Source organism: Bradyrhizobium lablabi, assembly GCF_001440475.1.
In the GTDB taxonomy this organism is placed as follows: Bacteria; Pseudomonadota; Alphaproteobacteria; order Rhizobiales; family Xanthobacteraceae; genus Bradyrhizobium; species Bradyrhizobium lablabi.
The window spans coordinates 514-23,285 of sequence record NZ_LLYB01000066.1 but is presented as its reverse complement, the minus strand read 5'-3'; the positions used below and the strand labels follow the sequence as shown (position 1 = coordinate 23,285).

Sequence of the window (22,772 nt, the reverse complement as noted above, 5' to 3'; positions counted from 1 at the left end):
TTAGCAGTATCCGTACACGCCGCAAGCATACGGCAGGCGGTTCCAATACGGCTCATAGGGGCCGCCATAGTAGGGGCCGTCATAGCTGTAGGAATGACTGGTCCCGTAGTAACCGGGCAGTGTCGCTGATCCCGGCAACAGCGGTGTGTTGAAGAGGCGCGGCGCGTAGGCCGCCACGTCGATCGGTACCAACAGGACGCCGGGACTCTCTTCCTCGACCACCAATGCACGGCCGCGCCGCACGTAGAGGGGGGCTGCGGCCGGGGCCACAGTGGTCCGGTAATTGTAATGGGCGCGAGGCAGGCCGGGCGGCAATTGGCTGGCGGCGCGGACTGCGGCGCGTTTGCCGGCGGCAGATTTGTCGACGCGCTTTGTCGCGGCTTGATTGGCGGGGGCGGGACTATCGGCGGGTTTGGCGGCGGCCGGGCTGTCGGCCGGCGTAGCGGCGGCAGGAGGATCGGCAGGCTTCGCTGCGGCGGGGCCATCGGCGGCCTTCGAAGCTCCGGGGTCTTCGGCAGCCGCAGCGGTTCCGACCGCGAAAATCGCGACCAGGAATGGCATCGTCCAGCGCAGCATCGTCAGCTCCGAATCATCGAGGGCGGATCAACGCTACTTTATGCCGGAATGGGCGTTAATGAGAGGCTTGTAATGGTAGAACGTGATTGCAGGCTGCGGCCAGCCGCCTCCGATGTCGTCGCCCGCGGAAGCGGGCGATCCAGTATTCCAGAGAAAATTGTAGTTTAACCGAGAGGCCGCGGCGTACTGGATACCCGCCTTCGCGGGTATGACAGCTCTTGTGGGGCAACACGGTGCCCGCCACGCGCATCGCCGGAAGGCTATGCGCTCAGCGCCTGCTCCAGATCCGCGATCAGATCCTCCTTGTCCTCGATGCCGATCGACAGGCGCACGACATCCGGCGCGGCGCCGGATCTCACCTTGGCTTCGTCGTCGAGCTGGCTGTGCGTGGTCGACGCCGGGTGAATCACCAGCGATCGGGTGTCGCCGACATTGGCCAGATGCGAGAACAATTGCAGCTTCGACACCAGGCTGACGCCGGCGTCGTAGCCGCCCCTCAGGCTGAAGGTGAACACCGCGCCGGCGCCCTTTGGCGCGTATTTGCGTGCGAGCTTGTTGTACTTGTCGCTGGCGAGGCCCGAATAGTTCACCGACGCCACCGCCGGATGGCCGGCCAGAAATTCCGCGACCGCCTTGGCATTCTCGCAATGCTTCTGCATGCGCAGCGGCAAGGTCTCGATGCCGGTCAGGATCATGAAGGCGTTGAACGGCGACAGCGCCGGGCCGAGGTCGCGCAGGCCCAGCACGCGGCAGGCGATCGCAAAGGCGAAATTGCCAAACGTCTCCTGGATGCGGATGCCATGATACTCCGGCCGCGGCTCGTTGAGCATCGGATATTTGTTGTCCTTCGACCAGTCGAAGGTGCCGGCATCGACGATGATGCCGCCGAGCGAATTGCCGTGGCCGCCCAGGAATTTCGTCAGCGAGTGCACGACGATGTCGGCGCCGTGATCGATCGGGCGGATCAGATAGGGCGTCGCCAGCGTGTTGTCGACGATCAGCGGCACGCCGGCCTTGCGGGCCACCTCCGCGATCGCCTCGATGTCGGTGATGCTGCCCGCAGGGTTGGCGATCGATTCGATGAAGATCGCCTTGGTGCGCGGCGTCACCGCGCGCTCGAAACTGGCGACATCGTCGGGGTCGGCCCACGCCACGTTCCAGCCAAAGCTCTTGAATGCATGCGTGAACTGGTTGATCGAGCCGCCATAGAGTTTTCGCGCGGCGATGAACTCGTCGCCCGGCATCAATAGCTGCTGCAGCACGACGACCTGCGCCGCGTGTCCCGAGGCAACCGCCAGCGCCGCGGTACCGCCTTCCAGTGCCGCAATGCGCTCTTCCAGCACCGCCGTGGTCGGGTTGCCAATGCGGGTATAGATATTGCCGAACGCCTGCAGCCCGAACAGCGAGGCGGCATGGTCGGCATCGTTGAACACGAAGGACGTGGTTTGATAGATCGGCGTCACCCGCGCGCCGGTGGTGGGATCGGGCTGTGCGCCGGCATGCACGGCAAGGGTCGAAAATCCCGGGAGACGATCGGTCATACTTGGCGTCCTGTTCTTTGGGCTTGTCTTTGGGCCTGCTCGAAATGTGCGGCATGCTGATCGTCGCCGCGTCCGCCGTCAAGGCGAGGGGTTCACATGCGCTGGATTGAAAACGGGTCTGCTTCGTTAGGTCGCGTCTTCGGAATAATCGTTTCGCTTGGCCTCACGTCGGCTCGCTTTTGTTCTTCGCGGCGCGATCCGATGCAGCCGTCGTCCCGCCGCTGACGCTCATCCGGTTCAGCGACAGGCGCATGCCCTGCGTCGGAATCGGTGCGCGCTTCGAACTCAGCGTGCGGGAGTTTACGCCCATCCATGAAATCTCCGACGACAGCCGCCCATACTCGATCTTCGGGCAGCGGTTCATCACCACCTTGAGGCCGGCGGCTTCAGCTTTCTCGGCTGCCGCATCGTCACGCGCGCCGAGCTGCATCCAGATCACCTTCGGTGGCGGCGACAAGGTCAGCGCCTCGTCGACCACAGGCATGATGTGGCTGGAGTTGCGGAAGATGTCGATCATGTCGACGGGACGGCCGATATCCGACAGCGAGCCGACGAAGGGTTTTCCGAGCAGGCTCTTGCCAACATGGCCAGGATTGACCGGAATCATGTCATAGCCGCGCTGCGCCAGATATTTGAAGGCGAAGTAGCTCGGCCGCACATTGACCGGCGAGGCGCCGACCATTGCGATCGACTTGACGGAGTTGAGAATGCCGCGGATGTAGTTGTCGTCGTAAGCGTCGTGGTTCATCTCTATTCCTTAGACCCTCATGGTGAGGAGCGCGGAACGCGCGTCTCGAACCATGAGGCCCCAGTCGGGCCTTCATCCTTCGAGACGCCGCTTTGCGCGGCTCCTCAGGATGAGGAGCAACTATTTATCCTGCCATTTCGGCTCGCGCTTCTCGATGAAGGCGCCGATGCCTTCCTCGGCGTCGCGCGCCATCATGTTTTCGGTCATCACTTCCGCCGCATAGCGGTAGGCGTCGGCGAGGTTCATTTCGGCCTGGCGATAGAACGCCTCCTTGCCGAGCTTGACGGTGTAGGCGGATTTGAGCGCGACCTTCTGCGCCAGCGCAATCGCCGCATCGCGCTCGGTGCCGGCGGCGACCACGCGGTTGACGAGGCCGATATTCTTCGCTGTCGCTGCCGAAATCGGCTCGCCCGTGAGCAGCATCTCCATCGCCTGCTTGCGCGGGATGTTGCGCGACAGCGCCACCATCGGCGTCGAGCAGAACAGGCCGATATCGACGCCGGGGGTGGCGAAGCCCGCGGCCTCGGAGGCGACTGCAAGATCGCAGCTCGCCACGAGCTGGCAGCCGGCGGCGGTCGCAATGCCCTGCACGGCAGCGACGACCGGCTTCGGCAGAAGTACGACGGCCTGCATCATCGCGCTGCAGGCGTTCATGATCTGCCCGAAATAAGCACGGCCGCGATCGGCATCGCTGCGGCGCGCTGTCAATTCCTTCATGTCGTGGCCCGCGGAGAAGGCCGGGCCGTTGGCCGCGATGACGACGGCGCGGACGCTGTTGTCATCGTGGATTTCCTTCAGCGCACCGTGCAGCTCGGCGATCAGGCCCTCCGACAGGCTGTTGCGCGCGGCCGGCCGGTTGAGGGTGAGCACGCGGATGCTGCCGACATTTTCCTGCAGCAGGATCGGCGCTTGCGGCGTGGGCGCGCGGGCGGTCTGGGCGGGCATTTCCGGGGTTTCCACTCCGACGATTTTGATTTGGGTTTTGATGATAACCTAATGTAACAGGCGGTCCGAAGCGAGGGCAGGGTACGGCATGGCAGCAGCGAAAATGAGCGTGGCTGAACTGGAGCAGTTCCTCCGCAAGGAATTTCCGCAAGCCTTCAGCGACGGCGATATCACCATAGAGAGCGCCGATGGCGAGACCTGCCTGCTGCGGCAGCGCTATAGCGAGCGCATGCTGCGTCCAGGCGGCACGGTCTCGGGGGCGACGCTGATGGCGATGGCCGATTTCGCGATGTATGTGGTGTTGCTCTCGGCGATCGGGCCGGTGGGGCTGGCGGTGACGACCAATCTCAACATCAATTTCCTGCGCAAGGGCCAGCCGGGCCAGGACGTGCNTGGCCGCCGCGAAGCTGTTGAAGCTCGGCAAGCGGCTGGCGGTCGGCGAGGTNCAGCCTGCTTTCGGGATCGTCACCCGATCCGATCGCCCACGTGACGTCTACTTACTCCATTCCAAATACGTGAGGTTTTTAGCGGTATTATTGCACCATATTTTTAAGCCATTGTTTTTACGTATATAATTTGCGATCAAGGGCGTTGACGGGTGGCGCGCCGTTCTCTAGAAACCCGCCAGTTCGGCGCATCTGGCGCCGATTTCCATTTTCACGGATTTCCTCACATGAAAACCTATTCGGCAAAGCCCGCCGAGGTGACGAAGAAGTGGGTCCTGATCGACGCCAAGGGTCTGGTGGTCGGTCGTCTCGCCACCCTCGTCGCCATGCGCCTGCGCGGCAAACACCTCCCGACCTACACGCCCCACGTCGATTGCGGCGACAACGTCGTCATCATCAACGCGGCGCATGTCGTGCTGACCGGTCGCAAGCGCGACAACAAGGTCTACTACAAGCACACCGGCTTCATCGGCGGCATCAAGGAGCGCACCGCGAAGTCGATCCTCGAGGGTCGTTTCCCCGAGCGCGTGGTCGAGAAGGCCATCGAGCGCATGATTCCGCGTGGTCCGCTCGGCCGCGTGCAGATGGGCAATCTGCGCGTCTATCCCGGCGCCGAACATCCGCATGAAGCCCAGCAGCCCGAGAAGGTTGATATCGCTTCGATGAACCGCAAGAACATGAGGGCCGCATAAGATGTCGGATACCATGCAGTCGCTCGACCAGTTGGCGTCGCTGAAGACGGCGTCTCCGGAAGCGCCGAAATACGTCAAGAAGGTCGACAAGTACGGCCGCGCCTATGCCACCGGCAAGCGCAAGGACGCGGTCGCCCGCGTCTGGATCAAGCCGGGCGCCGGCAAGATCACAGTCAACACCCGCGAGGTCGAAGTCTATTTCGCCCGCCCGGTGCTGCGGATGCTGATCCAGCAGCCGCTGGTTGCTGCCGCGCGCAACGGCCAGTACGACGTCATCTGCACGGTCGCCGGCGGCGGTCTGTCGGGCCAGGCGGGTGCGGTGCGTCACGGCATCTCGAAGGCTTTGACCAACTTCGAGCCGGATCTGCGCGGCGTGCTGAAGAAGGGCGGCTTCCTGACCCGCGACTCCCGTACCGTGGAGCGCAAGAAGTACGGCAGAGCGAAGGCGCGCAAGTCGTTTCAGTTCTCGAAGCGCTAATTGCTTCGCTAAAATTTGCAGCGCATTGCTGCAATCACCAGACGAAAGAGGGCGCCGATCGGCGCCCTTTTTGCTTACTATTTAGTGATGGGTTACCACGGATTTTCGTGAAAACTTGCTTACCCGCACTCACGAAAATGGAACACGGCCCGCCTAGTGTCGATGATGCGATGGCGCGAAATTGCATTTCAGTGTGCGCCGAACAAGTAGCATCACACGCGTTCGGGTGAGCCCATGTCATTCGATACTTCCACGCTATATCTGTTTGCCACGATGGTCGCCGGCATGCTCGGGGCCATGCTGGTGCTGTTCGGCAAGCAGGACAACATTCCGGCCTTGAAGTGGTGGGGGTCGGCCTATCTGCTGGGCGCGGCTTCGGTCGCGATCTGGACCATCGGCGGCGCTGCGCTCGGCGAGCCGCTGTTGCTGGCGCTGCACGCGGTCGGAGTCATGGCCTGCGGCATGGTGTGGAACGCCTCGCGCGTATTCCACGGCCGCAAGCCCAATCTGTTGGGGCTCGCGCTTGGCGCGGTCGCCTGGGTCGGCACGATGCTGGCCTTGCCGTCGCTGAACCCGGCCATGCGGTTGATCGTCGGTGCATCGATCGTCGCAATCTACGCGGCTCTGACGGCATCCGAATTGTGGAACGAGCGGCGGCGGACGATGCAGTCGCGCTGGCCGTCGATCGCCGTGCCGGTGATGCATGGTTGCGTGCTGATGCTGCCGCTCCTGCTCGGCAGCCTGCTGCGCCCGCATGACGAGACTTTTGTCAGCAGCATCTGGGTGACGGCATTCTCGATCGAACTGATCCTGTATGCGATCGGCACTGTCTTCGTCATCTTCATGCTGGTGTCGGACCGCGCCGTGACGGTGCACAAGACCGCTGCCTCGGTCGATCCCCTGAGCGGCATGTTGAACCGCCGCGGCTTTACGGAAGCCTGCAACCGCGTGATCGAGCGCGAGGCCGCCGCGGGGCGGCCGGTGACCGTGCTGATTTTCGACATCGACCATTTCAAGAGCATCAACGATCGCTTCGGCCACCCCGCCGGCGACGAAATCCTCAAACTGTTCTCCACCGTCGTGGTCAGCAGTTTGCGCATCAGCGATCTTTCGGGACGCATCGGCGGCGAGGAGTTCGCAGCGCTGCTGGCGTGTCCGCTGGAGGAGGGGGTGATCGTGGCCGAGCGGGTGCGCGAGGCGTTTGAGGCATCCAACATCGTCTGCGAGGAAGGCCCGGTCGTCACCACCGTCAGCATCGGCGTCGCCGGCGGTCCGGCGGGCACGGAGCTCGAGGTGCTGCTGGCGGCAGCCGACACCGCGCTCTATCAGGCCAAACGCACCGGCCGTAACCGGGTCGAGGTCGCGGAAGAATTGCCGCTGTCGCTGGAGAAGTGGCGGCGCAAGAGCGCCGGACGCTCAGCTTCCGCACGGCAGGTGACGGCAACGACGTAGCGGAATGCGACGCGCCGCTAGTTCGACAGACTGGCCTTGATTGCGAGATCCTGCACAACGGCCGCGACGCGCGTCAGTGGGGGCAGGGCCTGGTCGCGGAACGCCGCCATCTCCATGCGCGTCGCATCGACCGTCACGCTCAATCCAGCCGTCACCGAGCCTTGCGCATCGAAGATCGGCGCTGCCAGCGTGCGGAGACCGTAGGCGTTTTCGCCATCGGAGATTGCGTGGCCCAGCCGCTTCACCAGATCGAGCCGGTCGAGCAGGGCATCGAGGTCCGTCAGGGTCCGCTCCGACAATTTGACGCGTGGCCGCAATTCCAGCCGGCGTATTTGCTCGTCCCGCGGCAGGTGCGCCAGCAGGATATGGCCGAGGGCAGCGCTGTACGCCGGAATGCGGGCGCCGGGCCGGCGATCCATCTTGTGCCGGTCGAGCCCGGTGCCGACGCGGGCAAGGTAGATCACGTCGCCTCCATCAAGTGCGCCGAGCGAGGCCGCATCGCTCACTGACGGCACGAGGTCGCGCAGCAGCGGCTCGGCCAGGGCTCGCAGCGTTCCTCCTGACAGCACCGTGTAGCCGAGATCGAGACAGGCGACGCCGGGCCGGAACCGTCGGCTCTGTGGAACGGGCTGGAGATAACCGAGTTCGATCAGCGTCTGGATCAGGCGGAACGCCGTTCCGCGATCGAGATCGGCGCGCGCGGCAATCTCGCTGAGCGTCAATTCGAAGGCGTCGCTGGAAAAGCTCTGCAGCACCGCGAAGGCCTTGCCGACGGATGCGACATAGTTCTTCGGATTTTTCGGCGCACTGGTCGATGCGCGCCTGGAGGTTTTCGCCATTACGTCAATGCCCGCTTGCAAGAACGCCGGCCGGCGGCCCTTGACGGCCACACCGGTCCGGTTCTAGGAGAATGCAGTAAATATAACAAATGTTCGCATTCCGAACAATGGGATTCGGGCGGATCGGAGGAACCTTTGTCGACATCATCCCTGCATCCTCATGGCGTGTTCTGTGCCGCGCTGACCCCGCTCGACGCCAAACTCGGCCCTGACCACGCGCGCTTCGTCGCGCATTGCCGTTATCTCCTGAGCGAGGGCTGCGACGGCATCGCGATGCTCGGCACCACCGGCGAGGCCAATTCCTTCTCGGTCGCCGAACGCACGGCGTTGCTTGAGGCCGTCGTGCGGGACGGCATCGCGCCGAACCGGCTGCTGCCCGGCACCGGCGTCGCGGCCCTCAGCGATACCATTGCGCTGACGCGTCATGCGCTCTCGGTCGGTGTCGATACCGTGGTGATGCTGCCGCCGTTCTACTACAAGGGCGTCACCGACGACGGCGTCTACGCGTCCTACAGCGAAATCGTCCAGCGCCTTGGCGATGCGCGGCTCAAGGTCGTGCTCTACCATATTCCGCAGATGTCGATGCAGCCGATCTCGCATGCGCTGATCGAGCGGCTGCGCGCGGCCTATCCGACGACCTTCGTCGGTATCAAGGATTCCTCCGGCGACTTCGCCAACATGACCGCGATGGTCGAGCGCTTCCCGGGCTTCTCGGTGCTGACCGGCGCGGATCCGTTGCTCTTGCCGCTGTTGCGCAAGGGCGGCGCGGGGTGCATCACCGCGACCTCCAACCTGGTCGCGCGCGACCTTGCCCATGTCTACCGGAATTTCGGCAAGGCCGACGATGACGCCGAGCTTGCGGCGGCACAGGCCCGCATTGTGAAGGCGCGCGAGCTTGTCTCGCGTTTCTCGCAGATGGCATCGCTGAAGGCGCTGGTTGCACAGCGCACCGGCCATGCCGGATGGCAGCGCCTGCGGCCGCCGCTGGAGTCCCTGCCGGCTCCGTATTTGAAAGAGCTGCTTGCCAACGCCGGCGCGAATGCCGCGGCGGTCGCCTAGCGCGACGCCGGCGACGAGGCGATCCGATGTCCGAATCCTTCCAGGATGTGCTCGCTGGATTGGCTGATATCGTCGGCGACAATTACGTCATCGATTCCGCCGGCGATCAGGAGCCCTATGTGGTGGACTGGCGCGGACGCTATCGCGGCCGTGCTGTTGCGGTCGTCAAGCCCGGCTCGACCGCCGAGGTGGCCGCGGTCGTCCGCTATTGTGCCGACAAGCGGCTCTCGATCGTCCCCCAGGGCGGCAACACCGGCATGTGCGGCGCCGCCACGCCGGATGACGGCGCGTGCAACGTGGTGATCCGGCTCGACCGTATGCGGCGCGTGCGCGATGTCAGCCCGCTCGCCAACACTATTACAGTTGAGGCCGGCTGCATCCTCGCCGAGGTGCAGGCTGCGGCCACGGCCGCGGACCGCTATTTTCCGTTGAGCCTCGGCGCCGAGGGCTCCTGCCAGATCGGCGGCAATATCTCCACCAATGCCGGCGGCACGGCGGTGCTGCGCTACGGACCGATGCGCGATCTCGTGCTCGGGCTGGAAGTGGTGCTGCCGGATGGGCGCATCTTCAATGGCCTGCGCGCGCTGCGCAAGGACAACACGGGCTATGCGCTCAAGCAGCTCTTCATCGGCGCGGAGGGGACGCTCGGTATCGTTACGGCTGCCGTGCTGAAACTGTTCGCGCCGCCGCGCAGCTCGGCTCTGGCGTTGCTCAAATTGCAGAGCGTCGCGCAGGCCCTCGAGATCATGAAGCGCCTGCGTGGCGCGGTCGGCGACCGACTCGGCAGCCTCGAAATCATGTCGCGCAGCCAGATCGAGGCGATCGCCGAGACCGTGCCGCATGTCACCATTCCCTTCGAACTCACCACGCCGTGGTACCTGATCGTCGAACTGACCGATACGCTGGCCGGGATCGACCTCAACGAGCCGTTGGCCACCGTGCTGTCGGATGCGATGGATGCGGGACTGGCTGAGGATGCCGTGCTGGCCTCGAGCCTCGCGCAGGCGAAGGCGATCTGGGCAGTGCGGCACAGCGTGTCCGAAGGCAACAAGCGCAGCGGCTATGTGGTGTCGCACGACAGCGTGGTTCCGCTGGAGCGGCAGGCCGCGTTCGTCACCAATGTCGAGGCCAGGATCATGGCGGCCGTCCCGCATGCGCGCGTGGTGATGCACGGCCATATCGGCGACGGCAATATTCACGTGGTCGCCCTGATCGACCGCGATCGGTGCAGCGACCCTGCGACGACGGCTGCCCTGGTGGCTGAGATCAACGAGATCGTCGACGACGAGACGGCGGCGCAGGGTGGCGCCATCAGCGCCGAGCACGGCATCGGCATCACCAATCGCGGCCGGCTCGCGCGCGTGACCGATCCACTCGACATCGACCTGATGCGGGGCATCAAGCAACTGCTCGATCCGAACGGCCTGATGAATCCGGACAAGATCTTCGCGAATAAGCACGCAGGAGCGGCATGACGATGACGAGCGTCCGCCTCCTCGCCGACGACCTCACCGGTGCGCTCGACACCGCGGCAGAGTTTGTCGGGCTGTGCGGACCGTTCGATGTGACCTGGCCGGAGGCGCTCTCGACGGACAAGTCGCAAAGTCTTGCGATCGATAGTGGAACGCGCGAGCTCGCCAAAGATGAGAGCGTCGAGATCGTTGGGCGGCTGGCGCCGCTGCTTGGCGAAGGCACCATCGCCTACAAAAAGGTCGATAGCCTGTTGCGCGGCGCGTGGGCCGCCGAACTCGGCGCCTGCCTGCGCAGCGGTCAGTGGGCTTCCTGCGTTGTTGCGCCGGCCTTCGAATACCAGGGCCGCCGCACCTGCGAGGGGCAGCAATTCGCGCGCACGCCGGAGGGCGACTGGTATCCGGTCGGCGCGAACCTTCTGGCGCGGCTGAAAGCGGAGAACATCGACGCCCGGCAAGGCCGGTCCGACACGCTGTCGCATGGCGGCGTTCAGGTCTTCGATGCCGAAAGCGATCGCGATCTCGACCGCGTGGTCGAGATGGGGCGAAGCCTGGCCGCGCCCGTGCTGTGGTGCGGGAGCGGCGGATTGGCCGGTGCCCTGGCGCGCGGCCGTGACGCCGGCGTGTCTCGGCGTTTGAAGAAGCCGGTGCTCGGATTGTTTGGTTCCGATCAGATCGTCACCGCATCCCAACTCGAGGCGTGCGGCGAGGCCACCATCACCCTTGCCGAAGGAGAGGCTGCAGGTGCTGCGCGGGTGCAGCGCAAGCTTGCCGATGATGGCGCGGCCCTGGTGAAATTCGCGCTACCCGAAGGCCTGTCGCGCGCCGACGCGGCCCGGCGGATCGCGCGCGAAATGACCGTGCTGATCGCAGCGCTTGATCCTCCAGGCACGCTGATCGTTGCCGGTGGTGAGACCTTGAAGGCGGCCTGCGTCGCGCTTGGTGCGCAGGCGTTGCAGGTCACCGGCCGCCTCGTGCCGGGGCTGCCGCGTTCGATCCTGCAGGGCGGCCGCTGGGCCGGCGTTGACGTGATCTCCAAATCCGGAGCGTTTGGTACAAGGGAGCTATGGCGCGATTTGCTCCATGACAATCAATTGCTCAGCACAGGGAAACTGACATGACCTCTCGCCATCTTGCGATCACCATGGGCGATCCGGCCGGGATCGGTCCCGAGATCATCGTCAAGGCCTGCATCGGATTGCAGGAGCGGATCGCAAAGGGCGATCTGCGCCTCCTGATCATCGGTAGCGGCGCGGCGCTGGAGGGTGCCAAAGCTGCGCTCGGCGCCAGCGTTGCGATTCCGCGGGTCGAGGCCGACGACCGCGACTGGCCCAATCTCTGTTTTCTGCAGGCCGACGCCGAGGGGACGCCGATCCATCCAGGCGTGCTGAGTGCCGATGGCGGACGCTTCGCGTACAAGGCAGTGGAGCAGGGCGTGCGGCTGACGCAGGCTGGCAGGACCGCGGCGATCGTCACGGCGCCGTTGAACAAGGAGGCGCTCAACAAGGCGGGCTTCCACTATCCCGGACACACCGAGATGCTGGCCCATCTCACCGGCGTGCGCGGCTCGGTGATGTTGCTCGCCCATGGCAACATGCGCGTCAGCCACGTTTCGACCCATGTGGCGCTGGAGGACGTGCCGAAGCGATTGACCCCGGAGCGGCTGCGCCAGGTGATCGATCTCACCAACGACGCGTTGTTGCGGCTCGGCATTGCGCGCCCGAAGATCGCGATTGCGGCGCTCAACCCGCATGCCGGCGAGGGCGGATTGTTCGGCCGTCAGGATATCGACGTCTCGGCGCCGACCATCGCCAAGGCGGTCGCCGATGGTCTCGACGTCGTCGGTCCGGTGCCCGGCGACACCATCTTCGTCAAGCTTCGTGCCGGCCAGTTCGATGCCGCGGTCGCGATGTATCACGATCAGGGACACATCCCGGTAAAGCTGCTCGGCTTCCAGGTCGATCCCGCGACCGGCCGCTGGCAGGAATTGTCCGGCGTCAACATCACGCTGGGCCTGCCGATCATCCGCACCTCCGTCGATCACGGCACCGCCTTCGACATTGCCGGCAAGGGCATCGCCAACGAACACAGCCTGATCGAGGCCATCGACTACGCCGAGCGTCTGGCCGGCGGCATTTCTTCAGCTCCAAAGCAATAAGGCCGGACGTCCAATGACCAATTCCTTCACGCCGATCGAAATCCTTCGTCCCACCATCCTCGAGTTCGGATGTGGGACCATCGCCGCTGCGGCGCGCTTTGCGGAGCGGATCGGCGCACGGCGGCCGTTGGTGATCTCGGATTCCTTCAACGCGCGCCGCGTTGATCAACTGGCACTGCCCGGCGCGGTCAAGGTGTTCGGCGACGTGAAGCCCGAGCCCGATCTGCCCAACCTCGACAAGGCGGTGGCGATGGCGCGCGAAGTGGCGCCCGACCTCATCGTCGGCTTCGGCGGCGGCAGCGCGATGGATCTCGCCAAGCTTGTTGCCGTGCTCTGCACTAGCGAGGTGGCCTTTGCCGACATCGTCGGCGCCGAAAAGGTCGCGGGCCGCGGCGTCGCGCTGATGCAGATTCCGACCACCTCGGGAACCGGCAGCGAAGCCGGCACCCGCGCGCTCGTCACTGATCCCGCGAGCCGCAACAAGCTCGCCGTGCAGAGCCGCTTCATGCTGGCCGATATCGCCATCGTCGATCCCGACCTGACGATGACCGTGCCGCGGGAAGTTACCGCCGCAACCGGTGTGGACGCGCTGGCGCATTGCGTCGAGGCCTATACCAGCCGCAAGGCACACCCTGCGATCGACCTCTACGCGCTCGAAGGCGCACGGCTGGTCGGACGCTACCTGCAGCGTGCCGTTGCCGACGGCAGCGATCGCGAAGCCCGCGCCGGTCTCGCCCTGGCCTCGCTCTATGGCGGCTATTGCCTCGGCCCGGTGAACACGACGGCCGGCCATGCGGTGGCCTATCCGCTCGGCACGCGGCACCATGTAGCGCATGGCCTCGCCTGTGCGGTGATCTTCCCGCATACGCTGGCGTTCAATATGCCGGAGACATCGGTAAAGACGATCGCCGTGCTGCACGCGCTCGGCCTGCCGGAGCGCAACGTTCCCGCGGCTGCATTCGACGCCACCTATCAGTTCTGCGCCGATCTCGGCATCGAGATGCGCCTGTCGGCGCTCGGCGTTCCCAGGGACGATCTCAGCACCATGGCGGATGAGGCCCATGCCATTCGCCGCCTGCTCGACAACAACCCGCGGGATCTCTCCCGCGACGAAATTTTGAAGATGTACGAGACGGCGTTTTAGCCAACTCGCTGGGGGCGGGGCGGCGGTAAACCAATAGCAAGCAGAGGAAACTTCGATGAGATCAATGTGGCTTATTCTTGCGTCGGCAATGCTGCTGGCGGCGCCCGCGAAGGCGGAGGATGCGTATCCTTCCAGGCAGGTGAGCGTGATCGTTCCCTTCGCCGCCGGCGGCACCGCCGATATCTTTGCGCGCATGGTCGCCAATCATCTTCAGGCGAAACTCGGCAAGCCGTTCGTGGTCGAAAATGTCGGCGGCGCCGGCAGCATCGTCGGCGTCACGCGGCTGGCGCGCGCGGCGCCTGATGGCCTGACGCTGGGCCTGGCGAGCACGTCCGCCCTTGCGATCAACCCGTCGCTGTACGGTCCGAAGCTCACCTATCAGCCCGACAAGGATCTGCAGCCGATCGTCCAGATCAGCATGGTTCCCAACGTGCTGGTCGTTAACCCCGACAAGATCAAGGCGCGGACGCTGCCGGATTTGATCGCGTACCTGAAGGCCAACCCGGACAAGGTCTCGTTCGGTTCGGCCGGCGTCGGCACCTCGCAGCATCTGGCGGCGGAATTGTTCCAGCAGATGACGGGGACCAAGATGGTGCATGTGCCCTACAAGGGCTCGAGCACGATGCTGACGGATCTGATCAGCGGACAGATCGACCTTGCCTTCGACAACGTGCCGCTGCTCCTGCCGCAGGCCAAGGACGGCAAGCTGGCGCTGATCGCGGCCGCGACGCCCAAGCGCGCGTCGTTCGATCCGAACCTTCCCACCGTCGCCGAGCATCTGCCCGGCTTCGAGGCGGTCGCCTGGCACGGCTTCTTCGTCCCGGCCGCGACGCCGAAGCCGATCGTCGAAAAGTTGTCGGCGGAGATCCGGGCGTTCATGCAGCAGCCGGAGACGGTGCAGAAGATGGCCGAACTCGGTGCGGACGCCGTAGCGCTCGATTCCCAGCCGTTCGCGGCCTACATCGCCTCCGAGACGACGCGATGGAAGAAGGTCATCGAGGCCGCCAACATCAAGCTGGAGTAGGGCGCGAGTAGCGCTTTCGCAAACATCGCGTGCGAACAACGCGATACGTCCGGAGGCTAATTCAATAGTTTTGAATTGATCTCCGGACGGAGACGGTGCGGTAACCTCCCGTTTACCATTCCGTCCATATCATCTGCTTATGGATTCATCTCGCAGACGTAACCCGCGGTCCGCCCTGATGTCGCTCGAAGCTGCGGCAGCTTCAGCCCGCGGCGGTTTTGGTTGCATGTTCTCGACCTCGGAAGAATACGAGATGGCGCTCATCACTGAGCGCCGTGCGCAGGGGCGTTATGATCAGCGCAGAATGCGCTGGCCTGCCATTTTCTTCATCGGCTGTGCGCTGATGGTGGCCGGGACGGTCCTGCTGTTCAGCTAGAATCCTTTACTTCGCCAACGGATCGGGACGCACTTGAATGTGCACCGCCCGCGGCTTTGAACCCTTGCCTCCCTCCATCAGCCACGGCGTCCGATCGCCGCTCGAACTCCACAGGCCACGGCCCTTCCAGCCTGCGGCCGGATCGTCGATGCGACCGTCGAGGCCCTTGGCGAAAAAGCCGAGCGGATAGGGGATGCGCAGCATCACCATCTGCCCATCCTTGAAGGCGACGAAGCCGTCATTGAGATTGGCGGTGGAGATCGGGATGTTCTCGCCGAGGCCGACCGTGTTGTGGTGATCGACCCAGGTGTAGTAGCTCGCCTCGGCGCTGGAGTTTTCGAAGCCCTCGAAGCCGGGTCCGGGATATTTGAAGTAGGAGAATCCCTCCGGGCAGTGGTTGCCGGTGGCTTCCGGCCCGTTCAGCGGAGCCTTGCATTTGCTGCGGTCGAAGCGGATCAGGCTGCCGTTCGAGCCCGAGCCCCACAGCACGCCGTTCTTGTCGATGTCGCCGCCGCGCACGCCGATGCCTTCCTTCGGGATGGCATAAAACTCCGACAGTTTGGTCTTGGGGTCGAAGCGCATGAAGCCGGGCTGGCCGACGAACACGTTGACGGTGTACCAGACCGAGCCATCGGTCGGATGCGGCATCACCGCATAGGGACCCGAGCCGCCGACGCGCATGTCCTTGCCGGCCTCGGCCGGCTTGCCGGGTTCGGTGTATTCGTCGACCTTGCCGTTGCCGTTGGTGTCGAGCACGAACGGCGCCCAGCCCTGCGCTTTGACCGCATCGCCGGTCTCGTCCCAGATCCTGGTGTTGATCCAGCCGGCGACCGGACCCGTGCCCGACGTCCAAAGCGTGTCGTCGGCATCGTAGCCGAATTGCGGGTGATGAGTGCCGAAGCAGGTATCGACGAAACTGTACTTCTGGGTCTTGGGATCGAACACCGTCACCTGCCGCCCTGAACGCTCGAGCGGGAAGGCCTTGGCTGACGGATGGTCGGACCCCTTCTTGCAGTACGCCGGATTTTCAATGCCGCGCACTGCCGCCGCCAGCCACACGCGGCCCTTCCTGTCGAACATGCTGTTGTGATTGTTGGCGCGCTGGCTCCAGATCTTCTCCTCGCCCCAATAGGCGGACGGGCTGACCGGATTGAGCACGGCGGTGCCATGCAGCGGCGGGCCGAACGATTCCGGTGCGTTGGGATCGGCGACCGGCATCTTCGAGAATGTCACCTTGTGCGTTTTGGGATCGAGGATCGGCATGTCGTCGGAGGAATATTCGTTCGCTCCGAACAGCGGGCCGTAAGCGTTGACGGTCGGATAGCGCCGGTCCGAGGAAATCAGATCGTGGACGAAGTGTTTTTCGGTCGCCCATTCCCAGGACGTGACGACGACGTTGCGCTCGATGCCGGCCGGCCGTGGCGGCCTCGATTTCGGCAGTTCGCCCTTGGCGACCCGGTCGGTCCAGTCGCCGAAATATTTGAACGGCACGCCGCCCATTTGGCCCGCGAGCCGGTTCACCATCCATTCGCCGGTCTGCCCTGAGGAGACGCGGCGCATCCAGGCTTCCTCGCCCGATTTGAATTCACCGAATGCGCCGGGGATCGTGCGCGTGGATTCCTGGCCGAGCTGATGGCAGCCGATGCAGTCGACATTGTTCATGCGCTGGCGCCAGATGTCCTGCGTGATCTCCTTCGGAATCTCGGTCGTCCCGCCGAAATCCTTCGCCGGCGGGATCTTCATCATCGTGTACCAGTAGATCGCCGAGTAATAATGGGCGGCTGCCGCCTCGTTCGGCGCCGGGACCGCCGCGAGATTAATCTGCTGGCCGGGCTTGGCGCGCAGCTTCGGTGAATCCACCAGCCCGTAGCCGCGGACCCAGATCGTGTAGTTCACGTTCAGTGGAAGATCGGGGATCACATAGCGCCCCTGATCGTCGGTGACGACGATCCTGGCGAATTTAGTCGGCAACTCGTTGGTCTCGGCGATGACCCAGACGCCAGCCTCTGGCCCGTTCGGGCCGGCGACCACGCCGCCGATATCGTCATTGTCGATCGGGACCGCCGCCGACTGCTGGGCGCGCGATGGTGGCGCCATCAAGCTGAGCACACCTGCCGATACTGCCAGGGTGAATGCGAACAAGGCCCGATCGAGATTCATGGTTTCTCTCCCCGTGACCGCGAGCTTGCCGCTCGTCGTGTGGCGCAAGCGTACATCAAACGAGGGTTGCGGCGGGAGCATGTCACGCGCGCGATTTCCTCACGCTCGCGGCATCGTGCAACGCAGCAACGCCGATGCATCGGCCTTTTGCTTTTGGGACGGCTGGGTTAGACACGGCCATTCCTATGAGAAGGCGTAACCGATGATCACCGAAATCGCACAAATCGACGTCAAGCCGGGCACCGAGAAGGAGTTTGAAGCGGCCGTCGCCAAGGCGCGTCCGCTGTTCCTGCGCGCCAAGGGCGGCAAGGGGTTCGAGCTGCACAAGTCGATCGAGAAGCCGCAGCGCTACCGGCTGGTGGCGAAGTGGGAGACGCTGGAAAACCACACGGTGGATTTCCGCGGCTCGGAGGATTTCACCGCCTGGCGCGCGCTGGTCGGGCCGTATTTTGCCTCGCCCCCCGAGGTCGAGCATACCGAGACGGTGCTGACCACGGCGGGCTGAGACCGTCACGCCGCCATCACCTGTATGGGCGCGGCTTCCGCCTTGAAGTGGTCGATCATCACCTTGGCGATCGCCATCAGGGGCAGCGCGAGCGCCAGTCCCCAGATGCCGAAGACGACGCCGAGCAGGATCTGGAATGCAAACAGCGTCGCCGGCGGAATATCCAGCGCCTGGCGCTGGATGATCGGCGTCAGCACGTAGCTTTCCAGCGCGTGCACGCCGAGGAACAGGATGAAGGCGGAGAGGGCGGCGACCCATCCGGAGGCAAGACTTGCCATCACCACGATCAGCCCGCCGAGGATGGCGCCGACCGTCGGGATGAAGGCGAGCAGCCCGGCCTGGATGCCCAGGATGAACGAGCTCTGGATGCCGATGATCGACAGCCCGATCCAGGTCACCAGAAACACCGCGACCATGGTAATGATCTGCGCGATCAGCCAGCGCTCCAGCGTCTCGCCGATCCGGTCGACGATTGCCACCGCGCGCGTGCGATGCTTGGCCGGCGCCATGAATAACAGCCCGTCGCGGTAGACACTCGGCTGGGTCGCGAATGCGATCCCCAGAAACAGCACGATGAAGAAGTTTCCGACCGCGCTTGCCGTACCCAGGATCAGTTTCAGGCTCTGGCTGAAGATCGCGCCGCCGCTTGCCGCGATCGTGCCGGCGCTCGGAAGCGCGTGCGGCGTCGGCGTCGCGGCCGGCGCCGGCGAGCCGTCATCCGAGGTCGACGACAACGTGCCGAAATCGAAGAAGCTGGTGTCGATGCCGTTCTGATCGAGAAAGCCCTTGACGTTGACGAGCTGCGATTTGAGCGTCTTGCTCAGCGCCGTCGTCTGCTGGGCGATCGTGGTGCCGCCGAGGAAGATGATGCCGGACAGCATGCCCGCGACCACCAGGCAGACCGTCGTCAGCCGCAGCGCATGCGGCAGGCGCACCACGCGCCCGAGCAAATTGCTCATGGCGTTGAGGGCGACGCCGAGCAGCATGCCGGAAAAGATCAGAAACAGCGTCGCGGCGAAGTGCCAGGTGAACGCAAGCATCGCGGCGAACAGCACGACGCCGATGCCCCCGACCGAGATCGCCCACGCCATGTCGCTGCGGGCCTGAAGGCGATTGTCAGCCGGACCTGTCACGTTGATTCCTTCTTGCAGAATATTGACCGGGCAGTCTTTCGACAAAACGCCGCCGGGATCAAGCGTCGGCGCACGCGCCGGTTTGACGCTGCCGCGTCAGGTATGCCAAGCGGTGGATGAACTAATATGACGCCGGCGAGGACGAGATGAGCTTCAAATGGTTCGGCCCGCTGGCGCTGCTGGCGGCGCTGGTGATCGGCGACCAGATCAGGATCAACCGGCCCGCCCACAAATATCGCCTGACGGTCGAGGTCGAGACGCCGGAGGGGCGCAAATCGGCATCCGGCGTCGTCGCCGTCCATCCCGACCGCAGCTACACCCGCCGCGGCCAGACCCGCACCCTGGGCGACGCCGTTTTCGTCGATCTCGGGCAGGGCAAGAACCTCGTCGCGCTGCTCGCCCATGTCGACAACAAGCTGGTGCTCGATGACATCAACTATGTGGCCTTGCGTGCCTACGGGGCGGCCGCCGGCAAGCGCGTGCCATTCAGCGAGATGAGCCGGCAGACCGGAATCGTACCGGTGAGGGGCGAGCTGATTCCGGTGCTCGTCAGCTTTGCCGACCCGGCCACACCCGGCAGCGCGCGGCAGGTAGGCCCCGATGATGCCGAAGCGGTGCTCGGCAAAGGCTATCGCCTCCAGGGGATATCGGCCGAGGTAGTGCCGAACGGATACTGGCCGCTCGATTTTGGCGGTGCGCTGGGCGAGCCGGTCACCCGCGGAATCCAGGCCAAATTGCCCTGGCTGGATGTCGCCGGCAATCCGGCGGCCTCGGCGCTTCGGGCGGCCGGTCTGCCCGGGGTCGACGGTATCGATGCCCGGGAGGCTTTCACGCGAAAATAGCAAGGCAGCTCCGCTGCCGCCCTGCGGATATTGATCCGCAGCCGTGCCGCAGGCATTATCTTCTCCAATCATGACCCAACCCAGAAGATCCTTGCACAGGACGATGACAGCGGAAAACTTGCGATGAGACGGCCCGTCGTCGGTGTGATCGGGAACGCCTATCGCGTCGAAAATCGTTTCCAGACCCAGATGGTCGGAGAACGCAATTTGCGTGCGGTCACCGACGTCGCAGGCGCGTTGCCGCTGATGTTTGCGGGGTCGCCTGAAATCACCGACATCGGTGCGCTGCTCGACGTCGTCGACGGGGTGATCCTGACCGGCGCCCGCGCCAACGTTCATCCCACCCGCTTCAAGACCGAGCCGCATGAGAAGCACGAGCCCTACGACATCCACCGTGACGACGTCGCGCTGGCGTTGACGGAGGCCTGCGTCGCCCGCGGAGTGCCGATCTTCGGCATTTGCCGCGGCCTGCAGGAGATGAACGTCGCCTTCGGCGGCTCGCTGCATCCGGAAATCCGCGAGATCCCCGGCCGCATGAACCACCGCATGCCGCGGCTGGAGAACGGCGAGATCCATCCCGATCCGACAGTCGTGTTTGCCGACCGCCACGACGTCCACCTTACGCCCGGCGGCACCTTTGCGAGCCTGCTCGGCTGCGAAACCATCCGCGTGAATTCGCTGCACGGGCAGGGCATCCTCGAACCCGGCGAGCGCGTCGTCATTGAAGGCATTGCCGAGGACGGTACCATCGAAGCTATCCGGATCGCGGACGCCCCGAGCTTTGCGCTCGGCGTCCAGTGGCACGCCGAATACGACCCGCAGCGCAACCCGATCAACCGCGCCTTGTTCGAAGCATTCGGGACGGCGCTCAAGGCGCACCGCGCGAACTGACCGGGAGACGCTGCCGCCGGTCCGATCCGTAATTTTACGGAGCGGAAAAGATGGGATCGGGTCCGGGAAGTCGGCTAAATTTTCCGTCATCCCCAGATTGGTAAAGGTGCCATGACGCAACCTGGACGTCTCGCGCTGGCGATGATTTTGCTGGTCGTCGTGACGTCCTGCGTGGTGGGCGCGGTGAGCTATTATTTTGCGACACGCGCTCCGCCGGTCGGGCTGCTGGCGACACTCGTCGGCGCCGCGCTGGTGGGCGCCGCAACGGCCAGTGTGCTCGCAGTTGTGGCCGGATTTGGGGGGCTCCGGCTCAAACGGCTCGACGCCGCTGAGATCGCGGATATTCGCAATGCTCCGGAGCAGGGACATTCGCACCGGACAACGATCGACAGCGAAATGGCGCAAGCCATCATCGAAGGCGCGCTCGATGCCTTTGTCCAGACCGATGAACGCTGCATCGTCCTCAACTGGTCTCCACACGCCGAGGCCTTGATGGGGTGGACGCGCGCCGAGGCCGTCGGCAGGAGCGTGGAAGAGCTTCTGTTTCCGGAACCGCTGCGCGTATTGTACCGGCAATGGCTCGATCGTTTCCTGAGCGAGGCCGAAGGCAGCGGGGTCGGCGGACGATACGAAACGCCGCTGCTGCAAAAGAACGGCCGCGAATTCTTCGCCGAGGTCTCGTTTACCGCGCTGCGCCGCGGTGAAGGCCACATCATCAACGCCTTCGTCAGGGACATCACCGCCAAGCGCGCCGCGGAGGAGCAACTGTTCCAGGCGCAGAAGATGGAATCGGTCGGGCAAATGACCGGCGGCATCGCTCACGACTTCAACAACATGCTGACCGTGATCACAGGCACGATCGAAATCCTGGCCGACGGCGTCAAGCACGATCCCGCGCTCGCCTCGATCGTGCGGATGATCGACGATGCCGCCGATCGCGCTTCCCAGCTCACGGCCAACCTGCTCGCCTTTGCCCGCAAGCAGCCGCTGCGGCCGCGCGAGACCGACGTCAACGGCCTGGTCGACGAGGTGGTGCAATTGCTGTCTCCGACGCTCGGACGGCAGATCGAGATCGAGACGGCATTGAGCGATCGGGCCTGGCCGGCGCTGGTCGATCGCGGCCAACTCTCTTCCGCGCTGGTCAATCTCGCGATCAATGCCCGCGACGCCATGCCTGAGGGCGGAAGGCTTTTGTTCAGGACCGCGAATTTTACGCGCGAGGAAGGGGATGCCGAAGTGGCCGGGCTCGGCCCCGGCGACTATGTGACCATCGAGGTCATCGACAGCGGAGCCGGCATTCCGGCTGGGATACGCGACCGGGTTTTCGAGCCGTTCTTTTCGACCAAGCAGTTCGGCACCGGCACCGGTCTCGGGCTCAGCATGGTGTTCGGATTTGCAAAACAGTCGGGCGGCGGCGTCGTGGTCGACGGCGAGGAGGGGAAGGGCGCCTGCTTTCGCATCTATCTGCCGAAGGCCAACGTCGAGCCTTTGGAAATGCCGCAAGCCGGCGCCGCGCCGTCCGCGCCGCATGGCGAGCTGCGCGGCGGAACGGAAACCATCCTCTGCGTGGAGGATGACGACGTCGTCCGCGCGCATGTCATCGGCCGGCTCGAAAGCCTCGGCTATAAGGTCATTGCTGCCGCCAACGCGGCGCAGGCACTCGAGCTGATCAATGCCGGCACGCCGTTCGATCTCCTGTTCACCGACATCGTCATGCCCGGCGCCATGAACGGCCGGCAGCTCGCGCAAAAGGCCGCCGAACTGCGCACACCGCTGCGGGTGCTCTACACCTCCGGCAACACGTTCGGTGCGTTCGACCTCGACAGGCGTCCCGGCGAGGGCGTGCTGTTGCTTGCCAAGCCGTACCGCAAGGCCGAGCTGGCGCGCATGGTGCGCCTCTGCCTCGATCGCGCGGTAGACCATCAGGGCGATCCGATCCCGCTGCCTTATTCGGTGCAGGAGGACCTGGAGCGGTTTCTGAGGGAGAACGATCGGCCTCACCGTCATTGAGAGCCAACGGGTCGGCGCGAAGCGCCGCCCGATGACCGGCTTCGCGAAGCAATCCATCTTTCGGCGCATGAGGTGACATGGATTGCTTCGCTGCGCTCGCAATGACGTGGAGATAGCGGCGCAACACACCATCGTCATCCCCGCGAAGGCGGGGATCCAGTATTCCAGAGACGTCAATGATTGAACCGATAAGCCGCAGCGTACTGGATCCCCGCCTTCGCGGGGATGACAACTGAATATGATCTGGCGATCGCGCGGCGCGTTGCGCCCGAGGTTTGCTATCA

The 22,772-nt window shown here is 64.5% G+C and carries 21 protein-coding genes and 2 pseudogenes; 16 read left to right on the top strand and 7 right to left on the bottom strand.

The features are described 5' to 3' along the window. From CQ14_RS16055 to CQ14_RS16040, 4 genes are all read right to left on the bottom strand, one after another. Complete coding sequence (locus CQ14_RS16055) at positions 1-576, bottom strand: hypothetical protein (RefSeq protein ID WP_057858840.1); 576 nt, start codon at positions 574-576, stop codon at positions 1-3. Positions 577-836: 260 nt separating this feature from the next. Next, positions 837-2,117 carry an O-acetylhomoserine aminocarboxypropyltransferase gene (locus tag CQ14_RS16050; protein WP_057858839.1) on the bottom strand — a complete coding sequence of 427 codons (1,281 nt, stop codon included), beginning with the start codon at positions 2,115-2,117 and terminating at the stop codon, positions 837-839. 163 nt (positions 2,118-2,280) lie between these two features. Then, a complete protein-coding gene (locus CQ14_RS16045) occupies positions 2,281-2,865 on the bottom strand; it encodes a CoA-binding protein (RefSeq protein ID WP_057858838.1) in 585 nt (194 codons plus the stop codon). A gap of 120 nt (positions 2,866-2,985) precedes the next feature. Beyond that, positions 2,986-3,810, bottom strand: coding sequence for an enoyl-CoA hydratase (locus CQ14_RS16040; protein ID WP_057858837.1), 825 nt, complete (start codon positions 3,808-3,810; stop codon positions 2,986-2,988). An 88-nt stretch (positions 3,811-3,898) separates the two neighbouring features. Between CQ14_RS16040 and CQ14_RS16035 the strand changes: the two are divergent. The 5 genes and pseudogenes from CQ14_RS16035 to CQ14_RS16020 all read left to right on the top strand — a co-directional run. Then, positions 3,899-4,202: pseudogene (locus CQ14_RS16035) on the top strand (PaaI family thioesterase); the annotation flags it as partial. Positions 4,203-4,256: 54 nt separating this feature from the next. Next, positions 4,257-4,329, top strand: a pseudogene (locus CQ14_RS46295) (phenylacetic acid degradation protein); the annotation flags it as partial. Between the two features lie 154 nt (positions 4,330-4,483). Beyond that, positions 4,484-4,948, top strand: coding sequence for a 50S ribosomal protein L13 (rplM, locus tag CQ14_RS16030; protein ID WP_057858836.1), 465 nt, complete (start codon positions 4,484-4,486; stop codon positions 4,946-4,948). Position 4,949: 1 nt separating this feature from the next. Beyond that, positions 4,950-5,426: a 30S ribosomal protein S9 gene (gene rpsI, locus CQ14_RS16025; protein WP_057839141.1), complete on the top strand. Its 477-nt coding sequence runs from the start codon at positions 4,950-4,952 to the stop codon at positions 5,424-5,426. Between the two features lie 234 nt (positions 5,427-5,660). Next, entirely contained in the window at positions 5,661-6,878 is a 1,218-nt protein-coding gene (locus CQ14_RS16020) for a GGDEF domain-containing protein (protein ID WP_057858835.1), read from the top strand. A 17-nt stretch (positions 6,879-6,895) separates the two neighbouring features. Here CQ14_RS16020 and CQ14_RS16015 read toward each other — a convergent pair whose 3' ends face one another. Next, positions 6,896-7,717 (bottom strand): IclR family transcriptional regulator, encoded by an 822-nt coding sequence (locus CQ14_RS16015; RefSeq protein WP_057858937.1) that lies wholly within the window; start codon positions 7,715-7,717, stop codon positions 6,896-6,898. 135 nt (positions 7,718-7,852) lie between these two features. On the opposite strand from CQ14_RS16015, the gene CQ14_RS16010 reads away from it, so the two are divergent. The 7 genes from CQ14_RS16010 to CQ14_RS15980 all read left to right on the top strand — a co-directional run bounded on the left by CQ14_RS16010 (position 7,853) and on the right by CQ14_RS15980 (position 14,947). Next, the gene (locus CQ14_RS16010; RefSeq protein WP_057858834.1) at positions 7,853-8,776 is read left to right on the top strand and encodes a dihydrodipicolinate synthase family protein; all 924 of its coding nucleotides are present in this window, start codon (positions 7,853-7,855) and stop codon (positions 8,774-8,776) included. A gap of 26 nt (positions 8,777-8,802) precedes the next feature. After that, positions 8,803-10,251 (top strand): FAD-binding oxidoreductase, encoded by a 1,449-nt coding sequence (locus CQ14_RS16005; RefSeq protein WP_057858833.1) that lies wholly within the window; start codon positions 8,803-8,805, stop codon positions 10,249-10,251. 2 nt (positions 10,252-10,253) lie between these two features. After that, positions 10,254-11,366 (top strand): four-carbon acid sugar kinase family protein, encoded by a 1,113-nt coding sequence (locus tag CQ14_RS16000; RefSeq protein ID WP_057858936.1) that lies wholly within the window; start codon positions 10,254-10,256, stop codon positions 11,364-11,366. Continuing rightward, positions 11,363-12,403: a 4-hydroxythreonine-4-phosphate dehydrogenase PdxA gene (pdxA, locus tag CQ14_RS15995; RefSeq protein WP_057858832.1), complete on the top strand. Its 1,041-nt coding sequence runs from the start codon at positions 11,363-11,365 to the stop codon at positions 12,401-12,403. Before CQ14_RS16000 ends, pdxA begins: the two co-directional genes overlap by 4 nt. Before the next feature lie 13 nt (positions 12,404-12,416). Next, entirely contained in the window at positions 12,417-13,547 is a 1,131-nt protein-coding gene (locus CQ14_RS15990) for an iron-containing alcohol dehydrogenase (protein ID WP_057858831.1), read from the top strand. 55 nt (positions 13,548-13,602) lie between these two features. Next, positions 13,603-14,571 (top strand): Bug family tripartite tricarboxylate transporter substrate binding protein, encoded by a 969-nt coding sequence (locus tag CQ14_RS15985; protein WP_057858830.1) that lies wholly within the window; start codon positions 13,603-13,605, stop codon positions 14,569-14,571. A 139-nt stretch (positions 14,572-14,710) separates the two neighbouring features. After that, positions 14,711-14,947 (top strand): hypothetical protein, encoded by a 237-nt coding sequence (locus CQ14_RS15980; RefSeq protein ID WP_057858829.1) that lies wholly within the window; start codon positions 14,711-14,713, stop codon positions 14,945-14,947. Positions 14,948-14,953: 6 nt separating this feature from the next. On the opposite strand, the gene CQ14_RS15975 is transcribed toward CQ14_RS15980, so the two are convergent. Further along, positions 14,954-17,107: a carboxypeptidase-like regulatory domain-containing protein gene (locus CQ14_RS15975; RefSeq protein ID WP_057858828.1), complete on the bottom strand. Its 2,154-nt coding sequence runs from the start codon at positions 17,105-17,107 to the stop codon at positions 14,954-14,956. A gap of 202 nt (positions 17,108-17,309) precedes the next feature. On the opposite strand from CQ14_RS15975, the gene CQ14_RS15970 reads away from it, so the two are divergent. Beyond that, entirely contained in the window at positions 17,310-17,612 is a 303-nt protein-coding gene (locus CQ14_RS15970) for an antibiotic biosynthesis monooxygenase family protein (RefSeq protein WP_057858827.1), read from the top strand. A gap of 5 nt (positions 17,613-17,617) precedes the next feature. On the opposite strand, the gene CQ14_RS15965 is transcribed toward CQ14_RS15970, so the two are convergent. Continuing rightward, positions 17,618-18,745 (bottom strand): AI-2E family transporter, encoded by a 1,128-nt coding sequence (locus tag CQ14_RS15965; RefSeq protein ID WP_057858826.1) that lies wholly within the window; start codon positions 18,743-18,745, stop codon positions 17,618-17,620. A gap of 146 nt (positions 18,746-18,891) precedes the next feature. Between CQ14_RS15965 and CQ14_RS15960 the strand changes: the two genes are divergently transcribed. The 3 genes from CQ14_RS15960 to CQ14_RS15950 all read left to right on the top strand — a co-directional run bounded on the left by CQ14_RS15960 (position 18,892) and on the right by CQ14_RS15950 (position 22,488). Continuing rightward, the gene (locus CQ14_RS15960; protein WP_057858825.1) at positions 18,892-19,587 is read left to right on the top strand and encodes a hypothetical protein; all 696 of its coding nucleotides are present in this window, start codon (positions 18,892-18,894) and stop codon (positions 19,585-19,587) included. Between the two features lie 123 nt (positions 19,588-19,710). Then, a complete protein-coding gene (locus CQ14_RS15955) occupies positions 19,711-20,478 on the top strand; it encodes a gamma-glutamyl-gamma-aminobutyrate hydrolase family protein (RefSeq protein WP_057858935.1) in 768 nt (255 codons plus the stop codon). Positions 20,479-20,589: 111 nt separating this feature from the next. Further along, the gene (locus tag CQ14_RS15950; protein WP_057858824.1) at positions 20,590-22,488 is read left to right on the top strand and encodes a hybrid sensor histidine kinase/response regulator; all 1,899 of its coding nucleotides are present in this window, start codon (positions 20,590-20,592) and stop codon (positions 22,486-22,488) included. The last annotated feature ends 284 nt before the right edge of the window (positions 22,489-22,772 follow it).

Excerpts from the sequence above, each read along its gene's own strand:
- CQ14_RS15980 (WP_057858829.1), top strand. The coding sequence starts at position 14,711 with ATGGATTCATCTCGCAGACGTAACCCGCGGTCCGCCCTGATGTCGCTC.
- CQ14_RS15950 (WP_057858824.1), top strand. The coding sequence starts at position 20,590 with ATGACGCAACCTGGACGTCTCGCGCTGGCGATGATTTTGCTGGTCGTC.
- CQ14_RS15960 (WP_057858825.1), top strand. The coding sequence starts at position 18,892 with ATGAGCTTCAAATGGTTCGGCCCGCTGGCGCTGCTGGCGGCGCTGGTG.
- CQ14_RS16005 (WP_057858833.1), top strand. The coding sequence starts at position 8,803 with ATGTCCGAATCCTTCCAGGATGTGCTCGCTGGATTGGCTGATATCGTC.
- CQ14_RS15975 (WP_057858828.1), bottom strand. The coding sequence starts at position 17,107 with ATGAATCTCGATCGGGCCTTGTTCGCATTCACCCTGGCAGTATCGGCA.
- rpsI (WP_057839141.1), top strand. The coding sequence starts at position 4,950 with ATGTCGGATACCATGCAGTCGCTCGACCAGTTGGCGTCGCTGAAGACG.
- CQ14_RS15955 (WP_057858935.1), top strand. The coding sequence starts at position 19,711 with ATGAGACGGCCCGTCGTCGGTGTGATCGGGAACGCCTATCGCGTCGAA.
- CQ14_RS15985 (WP_057858830.1), top strand. The coding sequence starts at position 13,603 with ATGAGATCAATGTGGCTTATTCTTGCGTCGGCAATGCTGCTGGCGGCG.
- CQ14_RS16050 (WP_057858839.1), bottom strand. The coding sequence starts at position 2,117 with ATGACCGATCGTCTCCCGGGATTTTCGACCCTTGCCGTGCATGCCGGC.
- CQ14_RS16045 (WP_057858838.1), bottom strand. The coding sequence starts at position 2,865 with ATGAACCACGACGCTTACGACGACAACTACATCCGCGGCATTCTCAAC.
- CQ14_RS16000 (WP_057858936.1), top strand. The coding sequence starts at position 10,254 with ATGACGAGCGTCCGCCTCCTCGCCGACGACCTCACCGGTGCGCTCGAC.
- CQ14_RS15990 (WP_057858831.1), top strand. The coding sequence starts at position 12,417 with ATGACCAATTCCTTCACGCCGATCGAAATCCTTCGTCCCACCATCCTC.
- CQ14_RS16015 (WP_057858937.1), bottom strand. The coding sequence starts at position 7,717 with ATGGCGAAAACCTCCAGGCGCGCATCGACCAGTGCGCCGAAAAATCCG.
- pdxA (WP_057858832.1), top strand. The coding sequence starts at position 11,363 with ATGACCTCTCGCCATCTTGCGATCACCATGGGCGATCCGGCCGGGATC.
- CQ14_RS15970 (WP_057858827.1), top strand. The coding sequence starts at position 17,310 with ATGATCACCGAAATCGCACAAATCGACGTCAAGCCGGGCACCGAGAAG.
- rplM (WP_057858836.1), top strand. The coding sequence starts at position 4,484 with ATGAAAACCTATTCGGCAAAGCCCGCCGAGGTGACGAAGAAGTGGGTC.
- CQ14_RS16020 (WP_057858835.1), top strand. The coding sequence starts at position 5,661 with ATGTCATTCGATACTTCCACGCTATATCTGTTTGCCACGATGGTCGCC.
- CQ14_RS16040 (WP_057858837.1), bottom strand. The coding sequence starts at position 3,810 with ATGCCCGCCCAGACCGCCCGCGCGCCCACGCCGCAAGCGCCGATCCTG.
- CQ14_RS16055 (WP_057858840.1), bottom strand. The coding sequence starts at position 576 with ATGCTGCGCTGGACGATGCCATTCCTGGTCGCGATTTTCGCGGTCGGA.